Annotated in this window: 19 protein-coding genes and 2 pseudogenes; 12 read left to right on the top strand and 9 right to left on the bottom strand. The window is 58.9% G+C overall.

What is annotated here, in order from left to right:
* Window position 1: 1 nt before the first annotated feature.
* Complete coding sequence (locus NKI01_RS24395; protein ID WP_352885005.1) at window positions 2-1,219, top strand: TraB/TrbI/VirB10 family type IV secretion system protein; 1,218 nt, start codon at window positions 2-4, stop codon at window positions 1,217-1,219.
* 11 nt (window positions 1,220-1,230) lie between these two features.
* Window positions 1,231-1,503 carry a DUF2274 domain-containing protein gene (locus NKI01_RS24390; protein WP_352473672.1) on the top strand — a complete coding sequence of 91 codons (273 nt, stop codon included), beginning with the start codon at window positions 1,231-1,233 and terminating at the stop codon, window positions 1,501-1,503.
* Between the two features lie 408 nt (window positions 1,504-1,911).
* Here NKI01_RS24390 and NKI01_RS24385 read toward each other — a convergent pair whose 3' ends face one another.
* Genes NKI01_RS24385 through NKI01_RS24375 form a run of 3 tightly spaced genes read right to left on the bottom strand, consistent with a single transcriptional unit; the run spans window position 1,912 to window position 3,934 of the window.
* A complete protein-coding gene (locus tag NKI01_RS24385) occupies window positions 1,912-2,322 on the bottom strand; it encodes a ubiquitination-like system serine protease family protein (RefSeq protein ID WP_352467836.1) in 411 nt (136 codons plus the stop codon).
* Window positions 2,323-3,504 carry a ThiF family adenylyltransferase gene (locus NKI01_RS24380; protein ID WP_352467835.1) on the bottom strand — a complete coding sequence of 394 codons (1,182 nt, stop codon included), beginning with the start codon at window positions 3,502-3,504 and terminating at the stop codon, window positions 2,323-2,325.
* Window positions 3,482-3,934 carry a multiubiquitin domain-containing protein gene (locus tag NKI01_RS24375; protein ID WP_352467834.1) on the bottom strand — a complete coding sequence of 151 codons (453 nt, stop codon included), beginning with the start codon at window positions 3,932-3,934 and terminating at the stop codon, window positions 3,482-3,484. Before NKI01_RS24375 ends, NKI01_RS24380 begins: the two co-directional genes overlap by 23 nt.
* Window positions 3,935-4,116: 182 nt before the next feature.
* Here NKI01_RS24375 and NKI01_RS24370 point away from each other — a divergent pair, with 182 nt between their 5' ends.
* The 3 genes from NKI01_RS24370 (at window position 4,117) to NKI01_RS24360 (ending at window position 6,881) form a co-directional block, all read left to right on the top strand.
* On the top strand, window positions 4,117-4,503 hold the full coding sequence (locus NKI01_RS24370; protein WP_352467833.1) for a helix-turn-helix domain-containing protein: 387 nt from the start codon (window positions 4,117-4,119) through the stop codon (window positions 4,501-4,503).
* Window positions 4,493-5,356, top strand: coding sequence for an ImmA/IrrE family metallo-endopeptidase (locus tag NKI01_RS24365; protein ID WP_352473670.1), 864 nt, complete (start codon window positions 4,493-4,495; stop codon window positions 5,354-5,356). Before NKI01_RS24370 ends, NKI01_RS24365 begins: the two co-directional genes overlap by 11 nt.
* A gap of 151 nt (window positions 5,357-5,507) precedes the next feature.
* Window positions 5,508-6,881, top strand: coding sequence for a transposase (locus NKI01_RS24360; protein WP_352682176.1), 1,374 nt, complete (start codon window positions 5,508-5,510; stop codon window positions 6,879-6,881).
* 383 nt (window positions 6,882-7,264) lie between these two features.
* On the opposite strand, the gene NKI01_RS24355 is transcribed toward NKI01_RS24360, so the two are convergent.
* From NKI01_RS24355 to NKI01_RS24340, 4 genes are all read right to left on the bottom strand, one after another.
* Window positions 7,265-8,467 (bottom strand): PAN domain-containing protein, encoded by a 1,203-nt coding sequence (locus tag NKI01_RS24355; RefSeq protein ID WP_023680065.1) that lies wholly within the window; start codon window positions 8,465-8,467, stop codon window positions 7,265-7,267.
* A complete protein-coding gene (locus NKI01_RS24350) occupies window positions 8,451-10,037 on the bottom strand; it encodes a hypothetical protein (RefSeq protein WP_352474457.1) in 1,587 nt (528 codons plus the stop codon). Before NKI01_RS24350 ends, NKI01_RS24355 begins: the two co-directional genes overlap by 17 nt.
* Before the next feature lie 251 nt (window positions 10,038-10,288).
* Window positions 10,289-10,987: a thermonuclease family protein gene (locus tag NKI01_RS24345; protein WP_352467051.1), complete on the bottom strand. Its 699-nt coding sequence runs from the start codon at window positions 10,985-10,987 to the stop codon at window positions 10,289-10,291.
* 123 nt (window positions 10,988-11,110) lie between these two features.
* Window positions 11,111-11,383: a hypothetical protein gene (locus NKI01_RS24340; RefSeq protein ID WP_352467052.1), complete on the bottom strand. Its 273-nt coding sequence runs from the start codon at window positions 11,381-11,383 to the stop codon at window positions 11,111-11,113.
* A 921-nt stretch (window positions 11,384-12,304) separates the two neighbouring features.
* Between NKI01_RS24340 and NKI01_RS24335 the strand changes: the two are divergent.
* Window positions 12,305-12,583, top strand: a pseudogene (locus NKI01_RS24335) (integrase core domain-containing protein); the annotation flags it as partial.
* A 123-nt stretch (window positions 12,584-12,706) separates the two neighbouring features.
* On the opposite strand, the gene gmd reads toward NKI01_RS24335, so the two are convergent.
* The gene (gmd, locus tag NKI01_RS24330) at window positions 12,707-13,777 is read right to left on the bottom strand and encodes a GDP-mannose 4,6-dehydratase (protein WP_352474458.1); all 1,071 of its coding nucleotides are present in this window, start codon (window positions 13,775-13,777) and stop codon (window positions 12,707-12,709) included.
* 141 nt (window positions 13,778-13,918) lie between these two features.
* Window positions 13,919-14,220, bottom strand: a pseudogene (locus NKI01_RS24325) (nodulation factor ABC transporter ATP-binding protein NodI); the annotation flags it as partial.
* An 888-nt stretch (window positions 14,221-15,108) separates the two neighbouring features.
* Here NKI01_RS24325 and NKI01_RS24320 point away from each other — a divergent pair.
* The 6 genes from NKI01_RS24320 (at window position 15,109) to NKI01_RS24295 (ending at window position 22,362) form a co-directional block, all read left to right on the top strand.
* Window positions 15,109-15,471 carry a hypothetical protein gene (locus NKI01_RS24320; protein WP_156937465.1) on the top strand — a complete coding sequence of 121 codons (363 nt, stop codon included), beginning with the start codon at window positions 15,109-15,111 and terminating at the stop codon, window positions 15,469-15,471.
* Window positions 15,472-15,864: 393 nt separating this feature from the next.
* Window positions 15,865-16,854 carry a nodulation protein NodZ gene (locus NKI01_RS24315; protein ID WP_023680057.1) on the top strand — a complete coding sequence of 330 codons (990 nt, stop codon included), beginning with the start codon at window positions 15,865-15,867 and terminating at the stop codon, window positions 16,852-16,854.
* A gap of 242 nt (window positions 16,855-17,096) precedes the next feature.
* The gene (locus tag NKI01_RS24310; RefSeq protein WP_031212902.1) at window positions 17,097-18,512 is read left to right on the top strand and encodes a mannose-1-phosphate guanylyltransferase/mannose-6-phosphate isomerase; all 1,416 of its coding nucleotides are present in this window, start codon (window positions 17,097-17,099) and stop codon (window positions 18,510-18,512) included.
* A gap of 647 nt (window positions 18,513-19,159) precedes the next feature.
* The gene (locus NKI01_RS24305) at window positions 19,160-19,351 is read left to right on the top strand and encodes a hypothetical protein (protein ID WP_352565414.1); all 192 of its coding nucleotides are present in this window, start codon (window positions 19,160-19,162) and stop codon (window positions 19,349-19,351) included.
* Between the two features lie 347 nt (window positions 19,352-19,698).
* Window positions 19,699-20,157 carry a (2Fe-2S)-binding protein gene (locus NKI01_RS24300; protein ID WP_352467057.1) on the top strand — a complete coding sequence of 153 codons (459 nt, stop codon included), beginning with the start codon at window positions 19,699-19,701 and terminating at the stop codon, window positions 20,155-20,157.
* Between the two features lie 3 nt (window positions 20,158-20,160).
* Entirely contained in the window at window positions 20,161-22,362 is a 2,202-nt protein-coding gene (locus NKI01_RS24295; RefSeq protein WP_352474459.1) for a xanthine dehydrogenase family protein molybdopterin-binding subunit, read from the top strand.
* Window positions 22,363-22,520 lie beyond the last annotated feature (158 nt).

Raw genomic sequence — 22,520 nt, 5'->3', positions numbered from 1 at the left:
CATGACGGATACTTCCCGCTCCGATGCTCCACCGAAACTCGATCCAGAACAGCTGCAGCTGCGGGCCTCGCCTCGCCGCGCTGTGCGCTTCAAGCGCGGCATTATTGTCGCCATTGCTGCTGTTGGTTCCGGCAGCGTTCTAGGCGTCACCATGATGGCGCTGCAGGGACCGGCGCTGCGCATCAAAGAGCAGGCTGAAGAGCTTTACAACACTGAGCGGAAGCCAACCGCGGAGGCAATTGAAAGGCTGCCTAAGGACTATTCCGGGATCAAGCCCAAGCCTCCGGTGCTTGGACCACCGCTGCCCGGCGACCTCGGCCGCCCCATCCTTGAGCACCAACGCCAGCTGGGCATCGCGCCGGGCCAGGAGGTTTCGGCGGAGGAGCAGCGCCTTGCACAGCAGGCGATCGAGGCGCGCGAATCGCAAGTCTTCTTCCGGATCGAAAATCGACCCCGGCAAGCGGATGCCGCCGGCAACGGGCAGGGCGGGCGTCCACCCTTTGATGGAACGGCTCCACAATCCGATGCCGCACGCGATTCAGCTTCCGTTGCACCGGCCGAGGGCGACCAAAACAATCAACAGCGCAAGCTCGATTTTGTCAGCCAGCGGAACACAAGTGGAATCTACAATCTGCATGCACTGCAGACGCCGGCTTCGCCGTATCAGCTGATGGCCGGCAGCGTCATCGCAGCGAGCCTGATCACTGGCATCAATTCCGACTTGCCCGGCCTCGTCGTCGCACAGGTCACCGAGAATGTGCACGACACAGTCACCGGCAGCACCTTGCTCATTCCGCAAGGCTCTCGCCTGATTGGCACCTATGACAGCGTTGTTGCCTTTGGACAAAGGCGCGCGCTGCTGGTCTGGCAACGGATACTGCTGCCCGACGGCTCTTCGATCGAAATCGACAATCTGCCGGCGACGGACACCGCCGGCTATGCCGGGCTTGAGGACAAGGTGGATTTCCACACCTGGCAGCTGATGAAAGGCGTTGCGCTGGCCACGTTGCTAGGGGTCGGCACCGAGCTGAGCCTCGGGGAAGACGAAAGCGACCTGGTCAAAGCAATCCGCGAATCCGCTCAGCAGAACGTCAGTCAAGCTGGCCAGCGCATCACCGAGAAGAACCTCAATATTCAGCCCACGATCACCGTCCGCCCTGGTTGGCCACTGCGCGTCATCGTGCACAAGGATCTTGTGCTACGGCCGTACCCGAATTGACTGGAGTCATCATGACCAATCTGAAACTCGGCAAACTTCCGGATCGGACACCTTCGAAGATCACCATAAGCGTAAGTGCAGACCTGAACCAAGCACTGAAGGACTATGCGGCGCTTTATCGTCAGACCTATGGCGAGTCCGAATCGGTAGCGGAACTGATCCCGTTCATGCTGGCGGAGTTCCTGGAGAGCGATCGAGCGTTTGCCAAGGCCAGAAAGGAAGGGCTCCCTGTCGTCGACAAGTCAGAGAAATCGCGGCGGAAGGCAATTTCAGGGTCCGAATAAGTCACAGCGACCAGTGAGTCCGAGGGGGCACCTTTCTAGGCGGGCGAATGCATTCAAGCAACTTGCCGGCGGCAAGCCGAAACATAGGGCACAAAAGACGAGCTGATCTGCCCCGAACCAATGCCGGCTCTGCGCCTTTGACGGCCGTAAAGGTCCACTTCACAGCTTCTTAAAAGCAGACATCGCTGGCGATGCCCTCGAAGTCGACCATGCCCACTTCCGGACGTTGGCTTCTTGTTGGAAGCGGGCATTGGTTGGCAGGGCCAGAACTGCCGCTTGCGGCCCGTCGCGCTTGCTTTCATCAACCACAGATCGAGGCATTTGCGCCTCATGGCGCGCTCGCTTTGTCTGTCGCCTACTGACACCAACAAAACAGGCAGGCCGGGATCAGCCTGCCTGTTACGAGGGCTACTGCGGCGGCCCAAAGGAAGTGAACCGGGTCCAGACACGGCCCAGCGCAGACAGCACACGCTTCAGGAAGGACAGACGCGCGGGGTCGCCGTGCGCGTGGCGTTCGATCTGCTTGCGCATCACCGCTTGCGACGTGGCTGGATCGAAGGCGCGCAGCCACTCAACCTCGCCGACCGTAATGAAGTAATGCGAATTGCAGGGTGCATCGCAGACGGCAATCGAAGGGCGCACCGTCGCCATACCGCCTTGTTCAGTGACCTGGTGGCTGTCGGGCACCAGCAACGAAACACGATGACCACAGCCGCAAGCGCACAGCAGGGCCCCGATCTCGAACTCCTCGCTGTGATAGACGACGCCCGGCACCAAAGGCTTGGGCATGCGCTCGACCGCTTCATAGCGAAATCTCATCTAGACTCCCCCCGCCCGGTCCATTTCGAAGGTTACGGTATCGAAGATTATCGAGGTCGCATCACTCTCCCGGTCCAGCAACCCGAAATGCTGCTTGAACCGGATCACGGCCATGTTGGCATTCAGCGCATTGAGCTCGGGAATCTGCGCCTGCTTGCGATATTCGTCAGCCTTCGCGTTTTCGACCGGCAGACGCACCGTACCCCGATTGTTGTCGAAGGCGGCACGGTCGGTGCCCGTAATGCGCACGAAGCCGCTGAGCCCGACGGCCGAGCGGTTCAGGCCCATGCCGCAATCGACAAAGGGAATGTTGTTCGCACTCAGCCAGTCCACGATCAACAGGCGCGCCGGCCCCTCATCAACCGAGACGAAGACGAAATCGAACTCGCGGAGGCGAATAACATTGTCGGCCGTGATGCGTTCGGCGACCGGCACAATGCCCGCATGCCATTGATCATAGTGCATGGCAAGCGCCTCGACTTTCAGCTTGCCGATGGCGCCGGGGATAAAGCCCGGCCATCTGAAGATCGTGTGGAGATGGACCTTGTCATCATCGAACAGCGCAATCTGCTCAAGATGCGTACGAGCCACTGAATCGAGAATGAAGGAGCCAGTTCCGCCAAGGCCGACGATGGCGACCTTCTTGCCGCGCATGAGCGCTGAGAGATCATTGAGGTGATAGCGCGCGGACATGGTGTCGGGAAAGCGCAGCGGCGAACCCTGCGCGGCCGCCTTGACGGCGATCCCACGTAGGGGTGTAGCCTGAGGATAAGCATTGACCGCCGGCGTCGTGATCGTATCGATGTATGTCTGTACCTTTTCCTCGAACGACTGGTACGCGCGCAGCGCGCCCTGCTCATCCATCAACTTGTAAGAGAAGGAGCAGCTCATGACGAGATCAGGCGTCACCTCAACGGGATTGGGACCGCCGCCAAGCCTGAGCTCGCGTCCCTGCTGGTCGTGGGGTCGGCTGCCGCGCCACCAGGCTTGGTGATCGGCGGGGGGGCCGATGACCGGGCCGGTCAGACCAAGTGGGCAGGCCCAATCGCCGTGCTGCAAGCCGGCCTCGCTGTCGAGGTAGGGCAGACCGTATATAACGAAATAACCGCCCACGAAGTCGATCAGGTATCCCGTCTCGTCCAGATCACGAAGGAAGGGGTTATGATTCACCAGTTCCGGCAACTCGAAAGCGCATTCCATCCTTCACCTTCACCTTCTGACCCGGTGCGAGCGTGCCGCTCGGGTTCTCGACCGGACCGTGGGAGTATTTGACGAGATATTCGTTCGAGGGCTTTCCGCCCTGCCCGAGATAGAGATCGACCACGCGGGCGTAAGTGATCTGTTTGGTGTCGATCTCGTGGTCATCGCCATTAACCAGAATGTCGAAGACCTTCTGGCTGTAGAAATGCTGATCCTGCGTCAGATGGATCGGCGTGTCATCGCGCGGAATGCGCTCATCTTCCTCGTCGCCCGCGACCTCGCGGTAGAGCCTCTCGTGCTGCTTAATGTCGGCCAGCGCATAGAGCGCTTCACCGGTCGTTGGGTTGGGCGAATTGATCGCCACTCGATTGATGTGGATGCGCACGATGTGCGACGCAGCAATGTCCAGCATGACTTATATCCTTTCCCGCCTCTGGCGGCGCTTGCGTTTCGCCCCGACCGGTGGCATTTTGGTGTCCGGCCAGACAACAGAAGGGGTTCGAAAAAAGCCCTGGTCTAATTCACATCAGATCAGAGCCTGTTGTCCACACAGACAACAAATAGCGATTGAAAAAAATTTGTCAAGGAGGGCGAATGCCGGAAACAGCACTGGGTGTGTGGTTGAAAGGCCTAAGGGAAGAAAGAAAGCTGAGCCTAAGGGATCTCGGCCAGCGCAGCGAGGTCGATCACGCCTACATTCACCGGCTTGAAACGGGCGTAAAGGAAGCCCCATCCGAAGACGTTTTGGACAAGCTAGCGACTGCGCTGTCAGCCTCAAAGCGCGATCGCGAAGTTCTGCGCCACCTCGCGCGCCAGGAGAACGTTAATCCGAATATCTTGGAATTTGTCCGTCAGGATCAGAGTATCAGCGCCGAGGAGCTGCAGATGCTTTCCACCGTTGTGAATCGCGGCACGCGCGCGGATTACGCGACCTCGCTCGCGCGCATCAGGCGCATGATGATGGAAGACGATGATGGATGAGTTGTCAGTCGTTTCATCTGCACGGGCGTTTATCAGCAAATGCGGGCCGCTTGCGCAGCCGGTCTCAGTCGATATCTATGCGGCAGCAATCGACGGCACGATCAAAAAGGAAGCCTTGAACGACGGCGAAGATGGCTGGTCGTTCAAGACGCCCAAGGGCAAATACAAGATCTGCGTGAACTGCAATCAGAACAACAGGCGTCAGAGGTTTACCGTCTGCCACGAGGTTGCCCACGCGGTTTTAGACATCGCCCCCGATCATAGCCAGCCAAGCTGGAGTCTCAGCAAGCGGCCCCAAGGCGAGATTTTCTGCGACATTTTCGCCGCCGAGCTACTCCTACCATACAAGCTCTTCAAGCCGCAGGTTGACATGTCGGAAATGGGCATGGCGGCCGTCGGCACGCTGGCCGATGATTTCGATGCCTCGCTTCTTGCCGCCGGCTCGCGTTTCGCAACCTTCTCGAAAAATCTCTGCGCGTTCGTCGTCTCCGAAGGCGGCAAGGTTCGCTACAGCGCCCGCTCGGCAAGTCTACGTCAGGCAAAGGGCTGGGTCAGGCCCGGGGCGCTCCTGCCCGAGGGTTCCTACAGCGCACGAGCACGAGCGGGCGAGAAGCCATCAGGGCCTGAAGAAGCGGAGGCCGATGAGTGGTTCGAAGACTGGGACCGCGATGGCGGCCTATTCGAAGACGTCTTGCATGTTGGTCAATGGGATCAGACCATGACGCTGCTGTGGTACGAAGAGGACGACGCCCCGCCCGCGCGTCTCGAGCGCAAGCAATGGGAGGAACAGACCTACGGCCTGCGTGAGCTTGACGGCAATCTGCCCTGGCCGGGCGGCAGGAAGCGGCGATAGGTGGAGACCTGAGTTTGCTAGGCCAGCGGATCGATCGCCCAATATGCAGACCTTTTCAGCGTCCGGGCAGGATCGATTGTGTTGAAAAAGTCCGGGTTGCAGCAGTCCTGAAGCACTGATTCAATCTTCGTCGTAAGAGGAGATTGAGTCGATGATGGGCGAGCAAAGTGTGATGCAGGAGGAGCTGTTCTACGGCTTCAGCCTGGAGCGGCATGTGCCGGCGGATCACCTGCTCAGAGCGATCGACCACTTCGTCGACCTGTCCGCCATCCGCCAGCATCTGGCGCCCTTCTACAGCTCGATCGGCCGTCCCTCGATCGACCCTGAGCTGCTGATCCGCATGCTGATCGTCGGCTATTGCTTCGGCATCCGCTCGGAGCGCCGGCTGTGCGAGGAGGTACATCTGAACCTGGCCTATCGGTGGTTCTGCCGGCTTGGTCTCGAGGGTGATGTGCCTGACCACTCAACCTTCTCCAAGACCCGCCACGGCCGCTTCCGCGATGCCGACCTGCTGCGCGAACTGTTCGAGACCGTCGTCCGGCGCTGCATAGCTGAAGGGCTCGTCGGCGGCGAAGGCTTTGCGGTCGATGCCAGCATGATCGTCGCCGACGCCCATCGTCAGCGCGGGATCGAAACGGCCGAGGACCTCAATCCCAAAGCCAAGCGGGCCGTGGCTGAGTATCTCGCCACTCTGGATGACGCCGCCTTCGGGGCCGCCACGCCGGTAGAGCCAAAGTTCGTATCGCCTGTCGATCCTGCAGCACGCTGGACCGCCTCTTGGGGCGGCCCGGCCGTCTACGCCTATTGCACCAACTATCTGATCGACGTGGAGCACGCCGTCATCGTCGATGTGGAGCCCTCGACCGCGGTGCGCCAAGCCGAGGTGACGGCCGCCAAGACCATGATCGAGCGGGCGCACGACGAGCTCGGCCTGTGGCCGGAGCGGCTGATTGCCGACACCGGCTACGGCTCGGCCGAAATGCTGAACTGGTTGGTGCATGAGCGTGGGATCGAGCCGCATATCCCGGTGTTCGACAAGTCTAGGCGCAAGGATGGCACCTTCTCGCGCGACGACTTCACCTACGACCATAAGGCCGATGCCTATATTTGCCCGGGCGGAAAGACGCTCAGGCAGCGCCAGAAGACCTATCGGGTGCCACACCCTCTCGTCGACGAGAATGGCATGATGCGCTATCGCGCCAGCAAGCTGGATTGCGACGCCTGTGCGCTGAAGCCCCGCTGTTGCCCGAAGGAGCCGGCGCGCAAAGTGCTGCGCTCGATCTATGAGGGCGCGCGCGACATGGCCCGCGACATCGCCAAGACCGAGGCCTACCAAACCTCACGCTATCAACGGAAGAAGGTGGAGATGCTGTTCGCGCACCTCAAGCGCATCCTGAAGCTCGACAGACTGCGATTGCGCGGCCCCTGTGGTGCCCGCGATGAGTTCCACCTCGCAGCCATCGCCCAGAACCTCAGGAAATTGGCCAAGATCTGCACTATCCGGACACCAATCCCAGCCACTTAGGGCAAGGAGGCCGCCTCGACCCAATCGCAACTCGTCGCGGCGAAAAGAACGCCTGGCTTAATCACCGACTTCTTCAACACAATCGATCATTCCCAGACTTTTTGCGCTCCCAATCGAGCGGCCGATATCTTTCTTTCGAGAGAAAAAGCGGTCCGTCGGGTCACGGCCCCATTTTGACATTCAGTCAGACGGTCCCGCAATGCGCCGACGACAATTCTTTCTCTGAGATGCCTCAGTTGGCTCCACTTTGCATTCTGCTGGAGCTTCGTCGAAGAACATTCCTGCCGCTAACCCAAAGGTTATCGTGGAATTTTGCTAGCCACTTTCTTTGACAAGCGGCTTGGTTTCAATCGCTCCTTGAGGATAGGTTCTTCGCTTCAACTTTAGTTGGCGACGCTCTTGATGCCAGATGCGACCGCTGCGTTATCAGCGGATTGGGTTATGCTGTTGAAAAGGACACACGCACTTTCTTTTTTGCGGAAATTGAACCCTAAGCAGGATTTGTCGTTTGCACATTGCAGTATGCAGTCTGGATATCGGAGCGGAGAGGTCCAATAGGCGTTGCCAGAAATTTCCGTTTTTGTGGCGAACACCAAATTCGAGTAGCGCAAATTGCTCTCGACCACTTTTTTTGCGGCCATGATCGACTCTTCGCTTTTGACCAGTAGCGATGCGTCCCCTTTCATGAAACAAGCTCGAAATTTTGTGTTATAAGTAACCGCTAGACACCTGAAGTCGGTGTCGCAGGCGGTTTGACACTGCTCAGAACTCACGTTCCTAATTGGCATATCCGGCAGGTCGTTTCCGATCGCGTCCCACCCGGACACGACAACAAATCCACTATCTGGATCGACCTCTGTCGCAGGAGTTTCTGCGGGGACAGTTGCGGCCTGCTCTCGTGACGAGTCAGGAATGATGTCTGAAGACGCAAATGTGCGACCATCCAGCCACGCGCATCTTGTTGCAAGATCGACGGCGGATGAATCATTAAGGCCGACCAACTGAAGCGTCTGAGCAGCAGCGCCAGGCCCGGCTGGTGGCGCTGTCGGTGCAGAACGAGCTGCCAATGATACATTTACGTCTACGCCGTTCACACTCCGCCGAGAGTAACACCACGCTCGGTCCCAGGTTTGGTCGTTCTCATCCTTGAAGTGGTGACCTGTGATTAACTCCCAAGTGGTGCCTTGGAACTCGACGTTCTTGGTGGCGAACTTGTTGAAGTCGACGGTCACCACGTCAGGCTTGGTAGGGACGTCAGCCTGGGGCGCCTGCTCCTGAGTTGGCTTTGGAGTTGGAACAGGAATAGGCGGCTCATCTTTTGGGGAGGTGAGATCGCTTGGCTGCTCTATGGTCGGCAAAGCCGCCGGTTCCGGCAAGGTTTTGTCCCATAGACCAAGATTGATGCCCAGCCCAATCCCGACCGCCGCCACTGCAATGGCTCCGCCAGTCGCCATTCGGCGAAAGGCGGTCGCTCGGGCTGTCTTCTCTTGGGCCGCGGCTTGAGCCTGCAAGGTTGGAATCGCTGACCTTTTGACGGCGAGATCGACGGCTTGCTCAAGCAGGGTGGTATTATGCCGGACGAGCACTTTTGCGACCCTTCATTGATACCGTCACGAGGTCTGAGACCTCAGGCGGCAAATCCTGGTCGAGGGCCTTGCGAAGGACTTCGGGATCATCGGTGAAGAGCGGAACATAGAGGATCTCTTTGACCACCTTTTCCACAGGCACCTCAACCCGCTTCTCAACCTCTTTCTCGACCATAACTTCGACTGGTACCTTAATCGTTCGAATTCGGCGCCACCGCCAACTCAGAAGCATTCTGCGGAGCAGCCTGGAAGTCTTGCTGTCTGAATTGTCCTCTTCTCGGGCGGCAATGCGCTGGAGCGCTAGAGCGACCATTGCCGTAATTGGTCCCGCGAGCGCGGCGATGAGCGCGAGCGAGCCGAACCAAATCACAGAGATTATTCCGGCCTGTGCCTCAGTCACCAGTTCAGGTTTGCTGCCGTACCACCGTGAGGCAATACGGCGGACCTGATCTGTCCGCGCCATTGGGATCCGCTCCTTGGCCAAGGCGCTGAGGGCTTTGGCAATCTGGTCCTGTCTGACCTGGTTTTGCGCCGAGGTGTTTGCCTTGTTGGCTTCTGCCGCCTGGGCATCTGCGAGCCGTTTGCCCGCTTCATCCAATCGACGCTGCCAAGCCGCGGCATCACTATCGCGCGTTTGCTCCAGAGACGAACGCCTATCGACAAGCTTCTGCCTCTGGTCAGTAGTCATAGGAGGGCTATTTGCCCGCAAACGATCGAAATTTTCGCGCAGCGCAGCAATCTCTTGATCGAGCGGCTCAATCCGAGTGTCGAACTTGGTGATAATTTTCGTGCGGGGGTTGGCAAGTTTAGCCACTTCCGATTCTAGCCTGCGTGCCGAGTCGCTGTCGCCTGAATCGCGCGCCATCTTGATACGTTCAACAAAGCTGTCGCGTTGGCGCTCAAACTGATCGACAGCGTCTTTAACTTCGCGATCACGCTGTTGAATCAGCGCCGATCGAACAGCATTTTTCTCATCCACTTGATCGCGAACACGCGAGGCCTCTGGAGTAAGGGCTGTCGTTCCCTCCAATTCCGCATTGGCCTCGGCAATTTGCGACTGAGAGGTCGCACGCGATTTTTCTGCAAGAGAGGTCAGCTGCTCAATTTCGGAACGGGCTTGATCGACCTGATCGGCTCTTCGACCAAGTTCGTCAGCAGAGGCGAGCTTTGTCGCTTCCTGCTCAAGGGCATCAATCTTGTTTACGAGCTCCTCATAACGCAGCTGACGCAATGCGCCTGCCCTCTCCATCCCCATAAAGACAGTTTCGAAAGTGATGCCTGCAAGAACCAGGAGGAAGACCAAGATTATGGGCTTCCAGAGCCAAGACGCGCTGAAAAGCAGTGTAGCTATCGGTATCTTGGTGAGCTCCGCGATTGCCACCATGAGAAAGGGTGCACTGGCGAGCGTCAAATCCATTGCAGTGACAGACTCGCTTGCAGAAAACGCTTGTACGCCTAATGCTACACCTGTCGTAAGACCAATCGCTGCGGCCGCAATCTCTAGGGCCCAGGCACCACGGTAGGTCCACTGGCCATAGCTTGCCAGCTTTTGACTCATCACAGTCTGCATTTTACTCGCCCCCCCGACAGGGCAACATCACGCCTTGATCGCCTGCCAGCATACATTTAACGGTTTTGAAAGTCTTAGTTAAGGCGTCTCTTCTCTCTATTGTCGCAATAACTTTTTCTGCCCTTCAGATATAGAATACCTCGTCAAAAAAATGGGGTTAGCAGACCGCGTCGCCCATGCATGGTTTTCGTTGGATCGGTGTAAGCGGAAAGCCGAACAGGCCGTAGCGCGCTTACTCCGTTACATTTCAGCTAGCAGAGTGTTTCGCATGCGATCCCATCCTTGTCGCGATCGAGTTTTCCGCCCCATGAGCAGTTTTGCAGGTACCAGTTGGCTTCGTCGCAGGAACCGATCTGCTTGCACGTTCTCCGCGGCTCGCAAGAATAGCCGCTCTGCGCGACCAGCTTACGGCTGATGATGCCCAGCGGGCGACTCGACGGCGCCGCGCCGTCGGCGTGCGCAGCGCGCCATTCCCAGGGTGCCTGAAACGTCCCGGCCCACAGGCCGATCTTTGAGGCTTGGGCTTGCGCCTGCTGCCCCCCATAGGCGCCCTGGCTGTAGTGAGGCCAATCCAGCGCCTGGCCGTGCTTGACCATCCAGGCGGCCACGCCCGCGCCGTCGGCGCGCCGACAATCGCCGACAAAGCGGTGGTAGCGGTCCCACGTCACGAATGTGCATTCGAGCGGCCTCGACGCGGCCAGGAAAGTGTCCAGCGCTTCGGCCGATCGCCGGCCGCAAGGATACTCGGCGCCATTCGCATCGCGGCACAGCTGCCGGCCCTCTGGCGCGTCGATGCCGTTGAAGCGGACGCGCTGGCCGTGGATTTCGATCGTATCGCCGTCAATGACGGAAGCGACACCGGTAAGCGAGGCGGGCGCCGCCCTTTGTGGGCTGGCCTTTGATGCATCGTCGCTACGTTGCGCGCCCGACGGCGCCAGGAAGGCGGCCACCGCCGCCGCTGCCGTAAGACCGAGCATTGCCGGCACGCTCGCAAGTTGGCGCCGCCACAGCTTGGCACCGGTGGGTCTCTGCCACCGATTGGATCGATATTTGCGGTATGGCCTGCTCATCCGCTACGCCGACCAGCCCGGCCATGCGCTGTCGACCATGGGCAGGCCGGCGCAATAGTAATCGTCAACGAACCGCCCGGTGGACCGGTCGCGGCAGCGCCAGATAACGCTGTAGTTCTGGCCATAGAATTGGTCCCACGCGACGCCATAGGTTTGTGGTGGCGGTGGCCGGTAATATGTTCCGCCTCCATAGCCGTTGTTGGCAGCGACACCCACAGCTGCGCCGCCGACAGCCGCGATCGCTATGCCTGTCGCGACAGCATTGTCGGTTTGCACAAGCCTGGTGCACCTCTCTGCTGTTGCGCCCCTGCGCACTAGAAGGGCCGCTACCCTGCTACGATACTGTTCGTCCGTGCTGCTGGCGAGAACGTGACATAGCGCAACGGTATTCATTGCCGTGAGATCGCTGTCCGACACGACAGCGGTCGTAGAGCAGCCGCTGACGCACAGGGCTGCACTTGCGATGAGTGCTCCAATTTTCATGTGAATCCCCCAAACAAATATTGGGGCGAGTCCGACCTCGAAGTCCAGAGTTTTGTTTTTCACTTTGCTACGATTCACAGCATGCTGCGGCTAGCTGGCATCCACTGCAACCAACCCTTCCGCCGGTCGTTGACTGATGCTGGGTTGATCTCAGCCACTCCAGAACTTGCCCGCTGGCTCAAAACCGGCGGGCTTTTTTTCCGCGACGCCGGAAGGCTCTATCTCGCCGTATGTTGTGGTACATCGGCACGCCGTCATCGGGCCGTGCCGTTGACCGAGGTGGTCCCTCCGCCATGGTCGGCCGGCGCAGCCTTGACCGTCCGCGCGGGCCATCCCAATCAAGCCCGCTGGCTTCGGTCGGCGGCTTTTTATTTGATGCCCGGCGCCGTCGGCTTGGATCTAGATCCTCGCCAGTGCCGGATTGAAGGTAAGCTGCGGCGGTATGATCGCACTTCGCGCGGGACGGACCATTGGTGTGCAGCAAGAGCGCCGAGTTCATTCGGCCAAGATTCTGCACTAGGCCGAGGTAGGTGAAGGCAGATAGCTATCCGGTAATCGCTGAGATATTGGAGATAATGTTCCCCCATGGAGGTGTGTACCAGTATTATAAGTTTCCAAACTTCATGTACGAACGCCGTGGACGAGCTGCTGTGTGCGCTTGCCGTAAATCGCTTCCGCGAGTTCACAGTCGGAGGTTGGCTAGGACCCTAACGCGAGAGCTTCAACGGCCCCCTTCGCGATGAACTCCTCAACGAGACGCGGTTCACGTCCCTGGCCCAGGCCCGCGCGAGGCTCAATGTATGGCGCGCCGATTACAACGGCGCGCGTCCGCACTCGCACATCGGATGGCAGACACCCAACGAATGTGCATCGACCTTCAACCCGCGACGGTCGCTCGCGCTGCGCAACGTGAAACGCTCCGCGCCAGCACCCGTCGCGTCCACCGGCCATCAGGGCAAATCCACCCCCGGAAACGAACTCACGACTGGATAGAATTGGGGGAAACGTCAGGGCGGCCATAACTTTGCAGTCTTCAGACGCGAGGCGGCCTACAACAGCGCTGCCCACCATGCTTGTGGCCCGCGACCCACACGGCTTTTCCCTTCAGATCGTATATTATGCTTCCTTCATGATTACCGATGTCTGCATGACCTTGAGGTCTTCCCGCACCATTTCCGCGGCGAGCTCGCGCACGGATGTCTCATGCACCCAGCCGAGCTTCTCCTTCGCCTTGGTGGCATCGCCCAGGAGAAGATCGACTTCCGTGGGGCGGAAGTAGCGTGGGTCTACCTGGACTAGGCATCTGCCGGTCTCGACATCATAGCCCTTTTCGTCGACTCCCTCACCACGCCATTCGAGCGCGACGCCGACATCTTCGAAAACCCATTCGACGAATTGGCGGACAGGGGTCGTCTTGCCCGTCGCCAGCACGTAATCATCCGGTTGATCCTGCTGCATCATCATCCACATACCACGCACGTACTCACGCGCATGGCCCCAATCGCGTTGAGCATCCAGATTGCCGAGATAAAGCTTGTCCTGCTTGCCGAGGTAGATAGCAGCGGCGGCGCGGGTGATCTTGCGCGTCACAAAAGTTTCGCCGCGCAGTGGGCTTTCATGATTGAAGAGAATGCCGTTGGAAGCATGGATACCATAGGCCTCGCGATAGTTGACCACGATCCAGTAGGCGTAGAGCTTGGCGGCGGCGTAAGGGCTGCGCGGATAAAAGGGCGTTGTTTCGTTCTGCGGTACGGATTGCACGAGGCCGTAGAGCTCTGAAGTCGAGGCCTGATAGAAGCGGGTCTTGTCCTTCAGACCGAGGAGGCGGATCGCCTCAAGAAGTCGCAATGTTCCGATACCGTCGGCGTTTGCTGTGTATTCCGGCGTTTCGAACGACACCTGGACATGGCTCTGAGCGGCCAAGTTGTAAATCTCGTCTGGCTGGGATTCCTGAACTACTCGGATGAGATTAGTCGCATCAGTGAGGTCACCGTAATGCAAAATTAGGCGCGGATCGGGATCGTGCGGGTCTTGGTAGATGTCTTCGATGCGACCCGTGTTGAAGGAAGAGGAACGTCGCTTAATCCCATGAACGACGTAGCCTTTTTCCAGCAGAAGACGGGTAAGATAGGCACCATCCTGTCCCGTTATGCCCGTAACCAGAGCAACTTTCCTGTTCTCGCCCATTTTCTTCCTGCTCTATTATAGTTGAAGTTTCGACTCCGGCTCGCCACACCGCCAGCAAACTGCGGCCCGCCCCATACCCTATGGTAGGATTTCGACAGATGCGGCGCGGAGCTCGTCATTGACAGTGTCAGCCAGCGAGCACACCTGCTCCTGCTTGGAGGCATAGCAAAACAGAGTCTCGCCGCTAACCTGCCTAAGTCGCACATGCGGCCTGAGTGCCGAACTCAGCTCACGGGGTGAGCGACATAGATTTCAATCACGTCGCACCCGATTTGCTCATCAATCAGCGAGTGAGGACGCACGTCCGTTCTCAAGCACGCAGGTCGGTTGCATAGCCGCTCCGCTTCTTCCACGAAGTGGGTGGCCAGTAGAATCGTCTTGCCCTGCGCCAACAGGGCACGTAGCCATTCCCAGATAAAATGGCGGGCATGTGGGTCCAAGCCGACAACTCCACCTTACCGCTCTCTTGCGCTAACCAAGTAATCTTAATCATTGCCTGCTTCAGCGTCTTCTAATGGAAATTGTTTTGATCAGTGAAATCGATTGTTTGGATGAGGTGCATCCATAAAATGGATTGTTTGACAGGGCAGCGCGGCACATCGGCGGCACAAAGTCGTGGGCGCGAGGTTTCGCTCCGCGCGAAGACAAAGTTCGTGGCAGTCGGGGGCTTTGGGCGAACCGCACATTTGAGACGGCGGCGAAAAGCCGGGTAGGGCATTACGTATTGACCTCCAAGGAATTTCGGGCGCGCTAGCCCGAAAACGGTAGCTGGGCTTCAACGATGGGGGGACGAGGCGACCATCAAACTGTGTTTCATACTGTAGGCGATCGCAGTGCGGCGAATTTGAACGGCCGCCTTTGCCAGCCCTCGCCATCGCATCCGGCTACAGGTGCCGAAGATCTTCTCGATCCGAGTACAAATTCTGTGGATCGGTTGGTTCCAGGCGTCGAGCTTTCGGCCTCGTCGCGCCCCCACAGCGGTTGCGACGATGCGCGGCCTTCCACCCTTGGCGCGCACCGCGTCGCCGAGATGATTGCCTCGGTAGGCGCTGTCGGCAAACACTTCGCCGGGATTGTCGGGCAGAGCATCAGGAACGGCGTTGCCGTCCTCGGTGTGGGCGCCGTGACGGCGATCTCCTCGACAAGGGCCGTATCGGCGTAGGCACCGAAATGGGCTTTGAAGCAATGAAACGCTGGTCGGCGCTTGTACTTGACCCAATGGCCCTCTTCATCATCTTCGCTGGCCGAGGCGATGATCGCCGCATCGACAGGCGTGCCGATCTTCACCTGGATCGCTGAACTGGCGGGTGATCTCGGCGAACAACAGGGTCATGAACCTCAAGGGCCTGTCGAAAACGGACGAGAGCGGGTTCGCACAGGTGTCGGCTCCGACACCGAGAACCCGCAGAACCGTCGGAACGATCCTCCACATGGCTGCAGACGCCAAAATTCCTCTCTCGGCCGTCGTCGCACAGCATCGCGTGCCAGTCGCTCAGTCCGGCCGGATCGAAAGCTATCCGGTCGACACGAGTTGCGCCATGTTGGCGCACTTGAAAGCGTCAGAGGGCGCTGTGTCGCATCTTTCGATGGGACCGGACGCCATGATGGCCATAAATGACGTGGATGGCCTGCGCCTGACATTCGACGGCTGGCGGGTCCTGCACATCCGTCCTTCAGGAAACGCCCGCAAATGACATGTTACGTTGAGGCAGTTAAGAATTGGACTTGAAAAAGGGACTTTGTGGACTGCCTCGAACGGCTGTTTCGCTTAGCAAAGCGCGGCCTCGCGTCAGCAGAGGCCCATCGTCAAGGAATGCCTTAGTATCCAACACATGGATGGGCCACATCCACGCAATCAATTTTACAGATGTCGCCCGGCGCATTAGAGAACGCTGAATTTAACCGGAAGCGGGAGTACCCGGCGTCAAGATTTGCGAGCGTCACAGAGATAAGGATAGGCAGTGCAGAGGGAGCTCTTCTGCCCCACGCGCAGCCTCTACCAAATCGCCCGGCGTAACGGTCGACTAGTATCGATTAAGAGATCCCAAGCCAGATGCAACCTCGTCTCTGAAACGAAATTTCCGAAAATGCAGGTCAGTGGATTGGTAAAGCGCAGGTTCGTCGTCTCTCAGAGGCGTACGGGGTTCGGTGATTGTCTATGGTCGCTGGCGGCCGCTTGGCGCTACGCTCAGCGGTCGGGACGAACGCTAGCCGTCGACTGGCGCGGGTCCTGCTATCTCGACCAACCCTTCACAAATGCCTTTCCGGTGTTCTTCGAACCGATCAATGACATCGCTGGCGTACCGGCTATTTGCGACGACCGGATCAACGACTTTTCCTTCCCGGGTCCATTCTTCCCGGAGTGGTGGAATAGGCCAGCGATCGACTGCCTTTACCGCCCAGATGAGCAGATTTTCCAAGAGCGCGACGAGTTGGGCGAGCTCTTTCAGGCCGAACACGATGTCGAAGCGAACACAGTAGTGTGTGACGCTTGCTTGATGTGGCGCTGCGATGAGGATGCCGAGCGGCAGGTCTTCCAGAGTGTCAAGCCTCGGTCTGAAATTCAAACACGCATAAATGCCATTTACCAAGAATGTTTTGAGGGGCACAGCATCATCGGGGTTCATGTTCGACATGGTAACGGTGAAGACATCATGGACCATGCGCCCTACTGGGCCGATCCGGAGTTCGCCGTTCGACAAGTGTGCACTGCGGTTGATAAGGCTAAAGCGTTACCGCACCCCAAGCCTGTGCGGCTGTTCTTGTGCACGGACAGCGCGCAAATCCTGGATCACCTGTCGGCCAGGTTTCCCGATCTTCTCACCGTCCCCAAGCATTTCCGATCCGATCAAGACGGCCCCTTACACACTGCAGCACTTGGGATGGACGGCGCAATTTCCGCCCTCGTTGAGATGTATCTTCTCGGGCGCTGCGATACTGTAATTCGGTTTCCTCCGACGAGCGCCTTTACACGATATGCACGCCTTTTCGTACCACGCGTAATTGAGTTCGATCTGAAGGAGCCAAGTCGTTTGATTTTGATAGAAGACAGCCAAAGAATCTCTGGTCTCAGTTAAGACCCGTCACCTGCACAATTCGGCGGATGCAACCAACAGACATAGTTGAATGTCCATTTCTCATCGAGGCCATGGAAGCGTCGTACGATACCGATAGCGTCGTCATCTGAGGCCGTTCGGCAACGCGCCAGAACTTCGCTGTTACTCGGAGGCCGCAGACCAAGCCAGAGCGACGGCGATCGTGACGCTAACGCTCGAAAGGGCGCGGGCAATCACTCCAGAGACGAAATCGAGGTTGTTATATGAAAGTGGTTCCCGTCATCATCAGCGGCGGAGCCGGATCGCGGCTATGGCCCGCCTCAAGGCAATCGCACCCTAAACCTTTCCTCAAAGTGGCAGACGGGCATTCACTGATGCAGCACACTGTGTTGCGCGCCGGTTCGATAAAGGGCGTAGTGGAACTCGTCGCCGTGACATCTGGGGAACACCTCTTCCTTACCAAGGACGACTTCGACGAACTAGAGTCCGTGGTCCTGCCACGCACCTTTCTGCTCGAGCCTGAAGGCCGGGATACGGCCGCAGCCGTTGCGGCAGCCGCCATCCATGCCAAGGCGACGCAAGGCCCTGACGCGATTCTATGCGTCTTCCCAGCCGATCACATGGTTGGCAACCTGCCTGCATTTTTAGACGTCATGTGCCGGGCCATCGAACATGCGAAGCTCGGGCGGATCGCCACATTGGGCATCACCCCAACCAGACCGGACACGGCATTCGGCTATATCGAAGCGGATGGTGAGAAAGTCGTCCGTTTCGTTGAAAAACCGGATCTGGACACAGCCAAAGCCTATGTCGCGTCCAAGCGCTTCTTTTGGAACGCCGGCATTTTCTGCTTTAGCGCACAAACCATGCTCGACGAGATGGCATCGCATTGCCCCGCGGTGATCCAGGCCGTCTCCGACAGCTACGAGAACGGCCGCTTCAGTCAAGGCGAAGGCTTTGCCAAGATCGAACTCGCGCCTGAGCATTTCGGCTCCGCCCCGCGAATCTCGCTCGACTACGCTGTCATGGAGAAGACGAACAAACTTGCCGTGGTTGCCTGCGACATGGATTGGAACGACATCGGATCCTGGAACGCAATGGCCGATTTGATCGCCCCCGACGAAAGCGGGAACAGGATACGCGGCGATGTGCATATGGTCGACACGACCGGCAGCTATGTGAGCTCCGACAAGCGCGTCATCGGCACGGTCGGCGTCAGCGATCTGGTGATCGTCGATTCCCCGGACGCTTTGCTTGTCGCATCCCGCGACCGCGTTCAGGACGTCAAGAAGCTGTTCGAGGGCCTCAAGGCTTCAGGACATGAAGCTCACCTGGTCCATAGCACGGTACACCGGCCGTGGGGTACCTACACGGTTCTTGAGGAAGGCGAGCGCTTCAAGATCAAACGCATCGAGGTGAAGCCCGGTCGGCGGCTGAGCCTGCAGATGCACTATCATCGTTCGGAGCACTGGGTCGTGGTCAGCGGCTCCGCGAAAATCGTCAATGGCGAGCAGGAGTTGTTCCTGGCGACAAACGAATCAGCCTACATCCCCTGCGGCCATAAGCATCGGCTGGAGAACCCAGGCAGAATTGACCTGGTGATCATTGAAGTGCAGAGCGGCGATTATCTCGGCGAGGATGATATCGTTCGCTTCGACGACGTATATGGTCGAACGTAGATTTCACCCGCGTGACGAGAACGGTCAACGTGTCGCTGACTAATTACCACTAGGAAGCCCGTCTGCCCACTCAGGACCGGATGCTTGTGGAATCGGGAATTGACCAAGGCAGCGGCGAATGACCGCAATCGGCATCAGGGGTGGGACAAATCAACCGGAAAAGACCGGAGAGCATAGTAACGCAACACAGTCCCACTGTCGAATAGCCTTTGATATTTCTGACTTTCCAAGCACCCTCAGGGCCCACCAAAATTATATCAATGGCTTATGGCCGACTTCGCTCTGAAGTGGGCCAAATCGACCTCGCTATCCCCGCAGCACTCAGTTCGATTGTTTTCGCATAAAACGAGCAAGGACAGGGGGAGGGCGATCTTGTGCTGGCTTCTATGTCCAATCTTGCTCCTGTTCGTCATCAGGTTGTGTGCAGCCACATAGCGCGGCTATCGCGAGGCTGGAAGGCCTCCGATCGATAGGTGCGGCGAACGGCGGCAACGAGGTGCGAATAGGATGGCTGAGCGTATGATCGAGAATACCGCAGTTGCGGTCTAGCGCGAAATGCAGCGTCTGTGACTCATCGGTCATTGCAGCGGGAATCATGACCCTAAGCCGCCCTTCATCAGCCCACCAGCGCCCAGAAGAAGGCGAAGATCCGTCACAATGCCTACCTGTACCAAGGCTTCAAGCAGTTCACCGCGAATGGGAAGACCGCCAGCCATTGCTTCTTCATTTTCGGCCATTCGCTCGCTACGAATGACGACCACATCCTTAACCGCATAGCGCGTGGCAAGTTTCTGGCACCTATGGTGAACCAGCATCCGCGGATAACCAGCGGATCATGAACCACGCGAACGAGCTAGCGGTGCAGCGCAACGAAAAATCGCCGCTTGATGTCGTCTTTTATGATGCTGCTACAGTTCATGTCTGGGGTTTAGGCTTAGAAGCGGAATGACTGCCAACCAGGTCATCGAGCCGGAAACTGACCGGCCGGTGGGCCCAAAAATGACATTCAGTTGCCTCCAGCCTTTCGACACGAGCCACTTCACGATCTCGCGATTGCCAGCTAGCGGCTTGTTGCTCGAGCTGCGCGATCCTAGTCTGTGGTCGCTATGCCTCAGCAAGAAGAGTCCGGTTCCTAGCCGGGCGGAGGCGCAACGAGATAGCCAGCTCAGGACAAGGAGAGCAAGCCATGGTCGCTTTTACCCTCAATGGCGAGGCGCGAACACTCGACGTCGATCCAGAGATGCCGCTGCTCTGGGCGATCCGTGACGGCATCGGACTCACAGGAACGAAATTCGGTTGCGGCCTTGCCCAGTGCGGCGCTTGCACGGTTCACGTTAACGGCATGCCGACGCGCTCGTGCCAGACCGCAGTCGGCGACATCGAAGGAGCCTCGATCACCACCATTGAGGGCGTGTCGGGCAAGATCGGCGAAACGGTCCAGGCCGTGTGGGCCGAGTTCGACGTACCTCAATGCGGCTATTGCCAGTCTGGCCAGATCATGTCGGCCGTGGCCCTCCTGACAGAGACGCCGAAGCCGACGGACGATGATATTGATTCGGCGATGAGCGGCAATCTCTGCCGCTGCGCCACCTATCATCGCATCCGCGCGGCCATCCACGAGACCGCCAACCGGCTGGAGACTTGAGGCATGTTGCAGTTTCTCCCGAAGCATAATGCCGTGGGGCCCACGCGGCGCCAGTTCCTCCTCGGCACGGCCGTCACCACCGCGGGCTTCGCCGTGGGCTACCGGCTAATGATGGCCGCGCCCGCCAACGCACAAACGACGCCTGCAGCGGTCCAGGCGAACCCCTTCCAGACCTATGTCGAGATCACACCGGAGAACCGAATCGTCATCCACTCGTCGCAGTTCGAGATGGGACAAGGCTCCTATTTCGGCATCGCCACCCTGGTTATGGAAGAGCTCGACGGCGCCTGGGCGCAGGTCCACGTGGTCGGCGGATATGGCAATACCGCGCTCTACGGCAATCTCGCCTGGGGCGGGGCCGCGCAGGGAACCGGTGGCTCCACGTCGATGAGCTCGTCGTGGGAGCGCTACCGCAAGGCGGGTGCTGCCGCACGGGCCATGCTGGTGGCGGCCGCGGCGCAGCGGTGGGACGTGCCAGCCGGCGAGATCACAGTCGCTTCCGGGGTCGTGTCGCACGCCTCAGGGATGCAGGCGCGCTTCGGTGACCTGGCTAAAGCCGCAGCGGGAATGCCGGTTCCCGACGACGTGCCGCTAAAGCCGCGCGACAAGTGGGCCCAGATCGGATCGGACAGCCTCAAGCGCTACGATTCCGCCGGCAAGACCAATGGCGCGCAGACCTACACGATCGACCTCAAGATAGATGGACTCAATACGGCCGTTATGATCCATCCGCCGAAGTTCGGCGCTGAGATCGAGAGCTTCGACGCCTCCAAGGCCAAGGCACTCGACGGCATTGTCGATGTCGTCCAGACGCCGCGCGGCATTGCCGTGGTCGGCAGGGACATGTGGACGGCGCTCAAGGGCCGCGATCTCGTGGAGGTGACCTGGAACGAAGAGAAGGCCGAAAGGCGCGGCACGGCCGAGATCATGGCCGAATACACTAAGGCAGCAGACGATCCGGGCGCGGCCACCGCGCGCGACGACGGTAACACTCCCGCAGCGTTGGCCAGTGCTGAGAAAGTCATCCAAGGGCACTACGAATTCCCCTATCTTGTCCATGCTTCGATCGAGCCACTCAACGCGGCCGCCCGAATCAACGAAGACGGCACCATCGACGTCTGGGGCGGACACCAGATGCCCGATCTTTATCAGGCGGCTGCCGCTCAAGTAGGCGGCACCACGCCGGACAAGGTGAGGCTGCACGTGATGAAGACCGGCGGCAGCTTCGGCCGCCGAGCGGTCTCGGACGCAGATCTCATTATCGAAGCTGTTTCCACAGCGCGTGCACTGGGACCCGGCAAGCCAGTGAAGGTGCAGTGGACCCGCGAGAACGACATGCGGGGTGGGCGGTACCGGCCGGTCTATGTGCACGCAGTCAAGGCGGGGCTCGACAAGGAAGGCAATGTCGTCGCTCTCCATGACCACATCGTGGGCCAATCGATCGCGGGCGGTTCGCCCTTTGCGGCGATGATCGAGAACGGCATCGATCCGACCTCCGTGGAGGGCGCCACCAACCTGCCCTATGCGATCCCGAACCTGAAGGTCGAGCTGACCACGACGGACGTGAACATCCCAGTGCTGTGGTGGCGTTCGGTAGGCTCCACCCACACCGCTTACGCAATGGAAACCCTGATTGATGAGCTCGCCGCCGCTGCGAACCGTGATCCGGTCGATTTCCGCTTGTCGATGCTCGGTCACCATCCACGGCATGCCGGCGTGCTGAAATTGGCTGCTGAGAAGGCAGGCTGGGACAAGCCTCTGCCGGAAGGCCGTTTCCGCGGCGTGGCCCTGCATGAAAGCCTCTCGACCTATGTCGCCGAGGTGGTGGAGATCACCTTCAACGATGCAAATGATTTCAAAGTCGACCGCGTCGTCTGCGCGGTAGATTGCGGCACCGCGATAAATCCTGACCAGATCCGCGCTCAGATGGAGGGCGGTATCGGCTTCGGGCTAGGCGCGATCCTCCAGGAGGAGCTGACCCTGACGGGCGGTGTCATAGACCAAGAGAACTACGACACCTATACGCCGCTCAGGATCGAGCAGATGCCGCGCGTCGAGGTGCACATTATGCCGTCCGACGAGCCGCCCACGGGCGTTGGCGAGCCCGGTGTGCCGCCGATCGGCCCGGCCGTCGCCAACGCGCTACGGGCGGCGACGGGCAAGACGATCCGCAAGCTGCCGATCATAAAGAACTTGTCAGCATAGCCGGGAATGACACCATGAAAACGGCCGCGATGAAGATCGCGGTCGTAGGTCGTTTTTGAACGCCTCCTGACAGGCGATCACCTCCATTCGATCAATTTCCGGCGGCTGCCCGGTCCAATATCCGGTTTAGAGACGGTAACCCGTGTTCTGAACGACCG

Source organism: Mesorhizobium sp. M0815 (genome assembly GCF_040319995.1).
In the GTDB taxonomy this organism is placed as follows: Bacteria; Pseudomonadota; Alphaproteobacteria; order Rhizobiales; family Rhizobiaceae; genus Mesorhizobium.
This window is presented reverse-complemented; position numbering and strand designations above follow the sequence as displayed.

Coding starts and splice junctions, on each gene's coding strand:
- NKI01_RS24395 (WP_352885005.1), top strand. CDS start 2: ATGACGGATACTTCCCGCTCCGATGCTCCACCGAAACTCGATCCAGAA.
- NKI01_RS24390 (WP_352473672.1), top strand. CDS start 1,231: ATGACCAATCTGAAACTCGGCAAACTTCCGGATCGGACACCTTCGAAG.
- NKI01_RS24385 (WP_352467836.1), bottom strand. CDS start 2,322: ATGAGATTTCGCTATGAAGCGGTCGAGCGCATGCCCAAGCCTTTGGTG.
- NKI01_RS24375 (WP_352467834.1), bottom strand. CDS start 3,934: ATGCTGGACATTGCTGCGTCGCACATCGTGCGCATCCACATCAATCGA.
- NKI01_RS24370 (WP_352467833.1), top strand. CDS start 4,117: ATGCCGGAAACAGCACTGGGTGTGTGGTTGAAAGGCCTAAGGGAAGAA.
- NKI01_RS24365 (WP_352473670.1), top strand. CDS start 4,493: ATGATGGATGAGTTGTCAGTCGTTTCATCTGCACGGGCGTTTATCAGC.
- NKI01_RS24360 (WP_352682176.1), top strand. CDS start 5,508: ATGATGGGCGAGCAAAGTGTGATGCAGGAGGAGCTGTTCTACGGCTTC.
- NKI01_RS24350 (WP_352474457.1), bottom strand. CDS start 10,037: ATGCAGACTGTGATGAGTCAAAAGCTGGCAAGCTATGGCCAGTGGACC.
- gmd (WP_352474458.1), bottom strand. CDS start 13,777: ATGGGCGAGAACAGGAAAGTTGCTCTGGTTACGGGCATAACGGGACAG.
- NKI01_RS24320 (WP_156937465.1), top strand. CDS start 15,109: ATGAACCTCAAGGGCCTGTCGAAAACGGACGAGAGCGGGTTCGCACAG.
- NKI01_RS24315 (WP_023680057.1), top strand. CDS start 15,865: ATGCAGGTCAGTGGATTGGTAAAGCGCAGGTTCGTCGTCTCTCAGAGG.
- NKI01_RS24310 (WP_031212902.1), top strand. CDS start 17,097: ATGAAAGTGGTTCCCGTCATCATCAGCGGCGGAGCCGGATCGCGGCTA.
- NKI01_RS24300 (WP_352467057.1), top strand. CDS start 19,699: ATGGTCGCTTTTACCCTCAATGGCGAGGCGCGAACACTCGACGTCGAT.
- NKI01_RS24295 (WP_352474459.1), top strand. CDS start 20,161: ATGTTGCAGTTTCTCCCGAAGCATAATGCCGTGGGGCCCACGCGGCGC.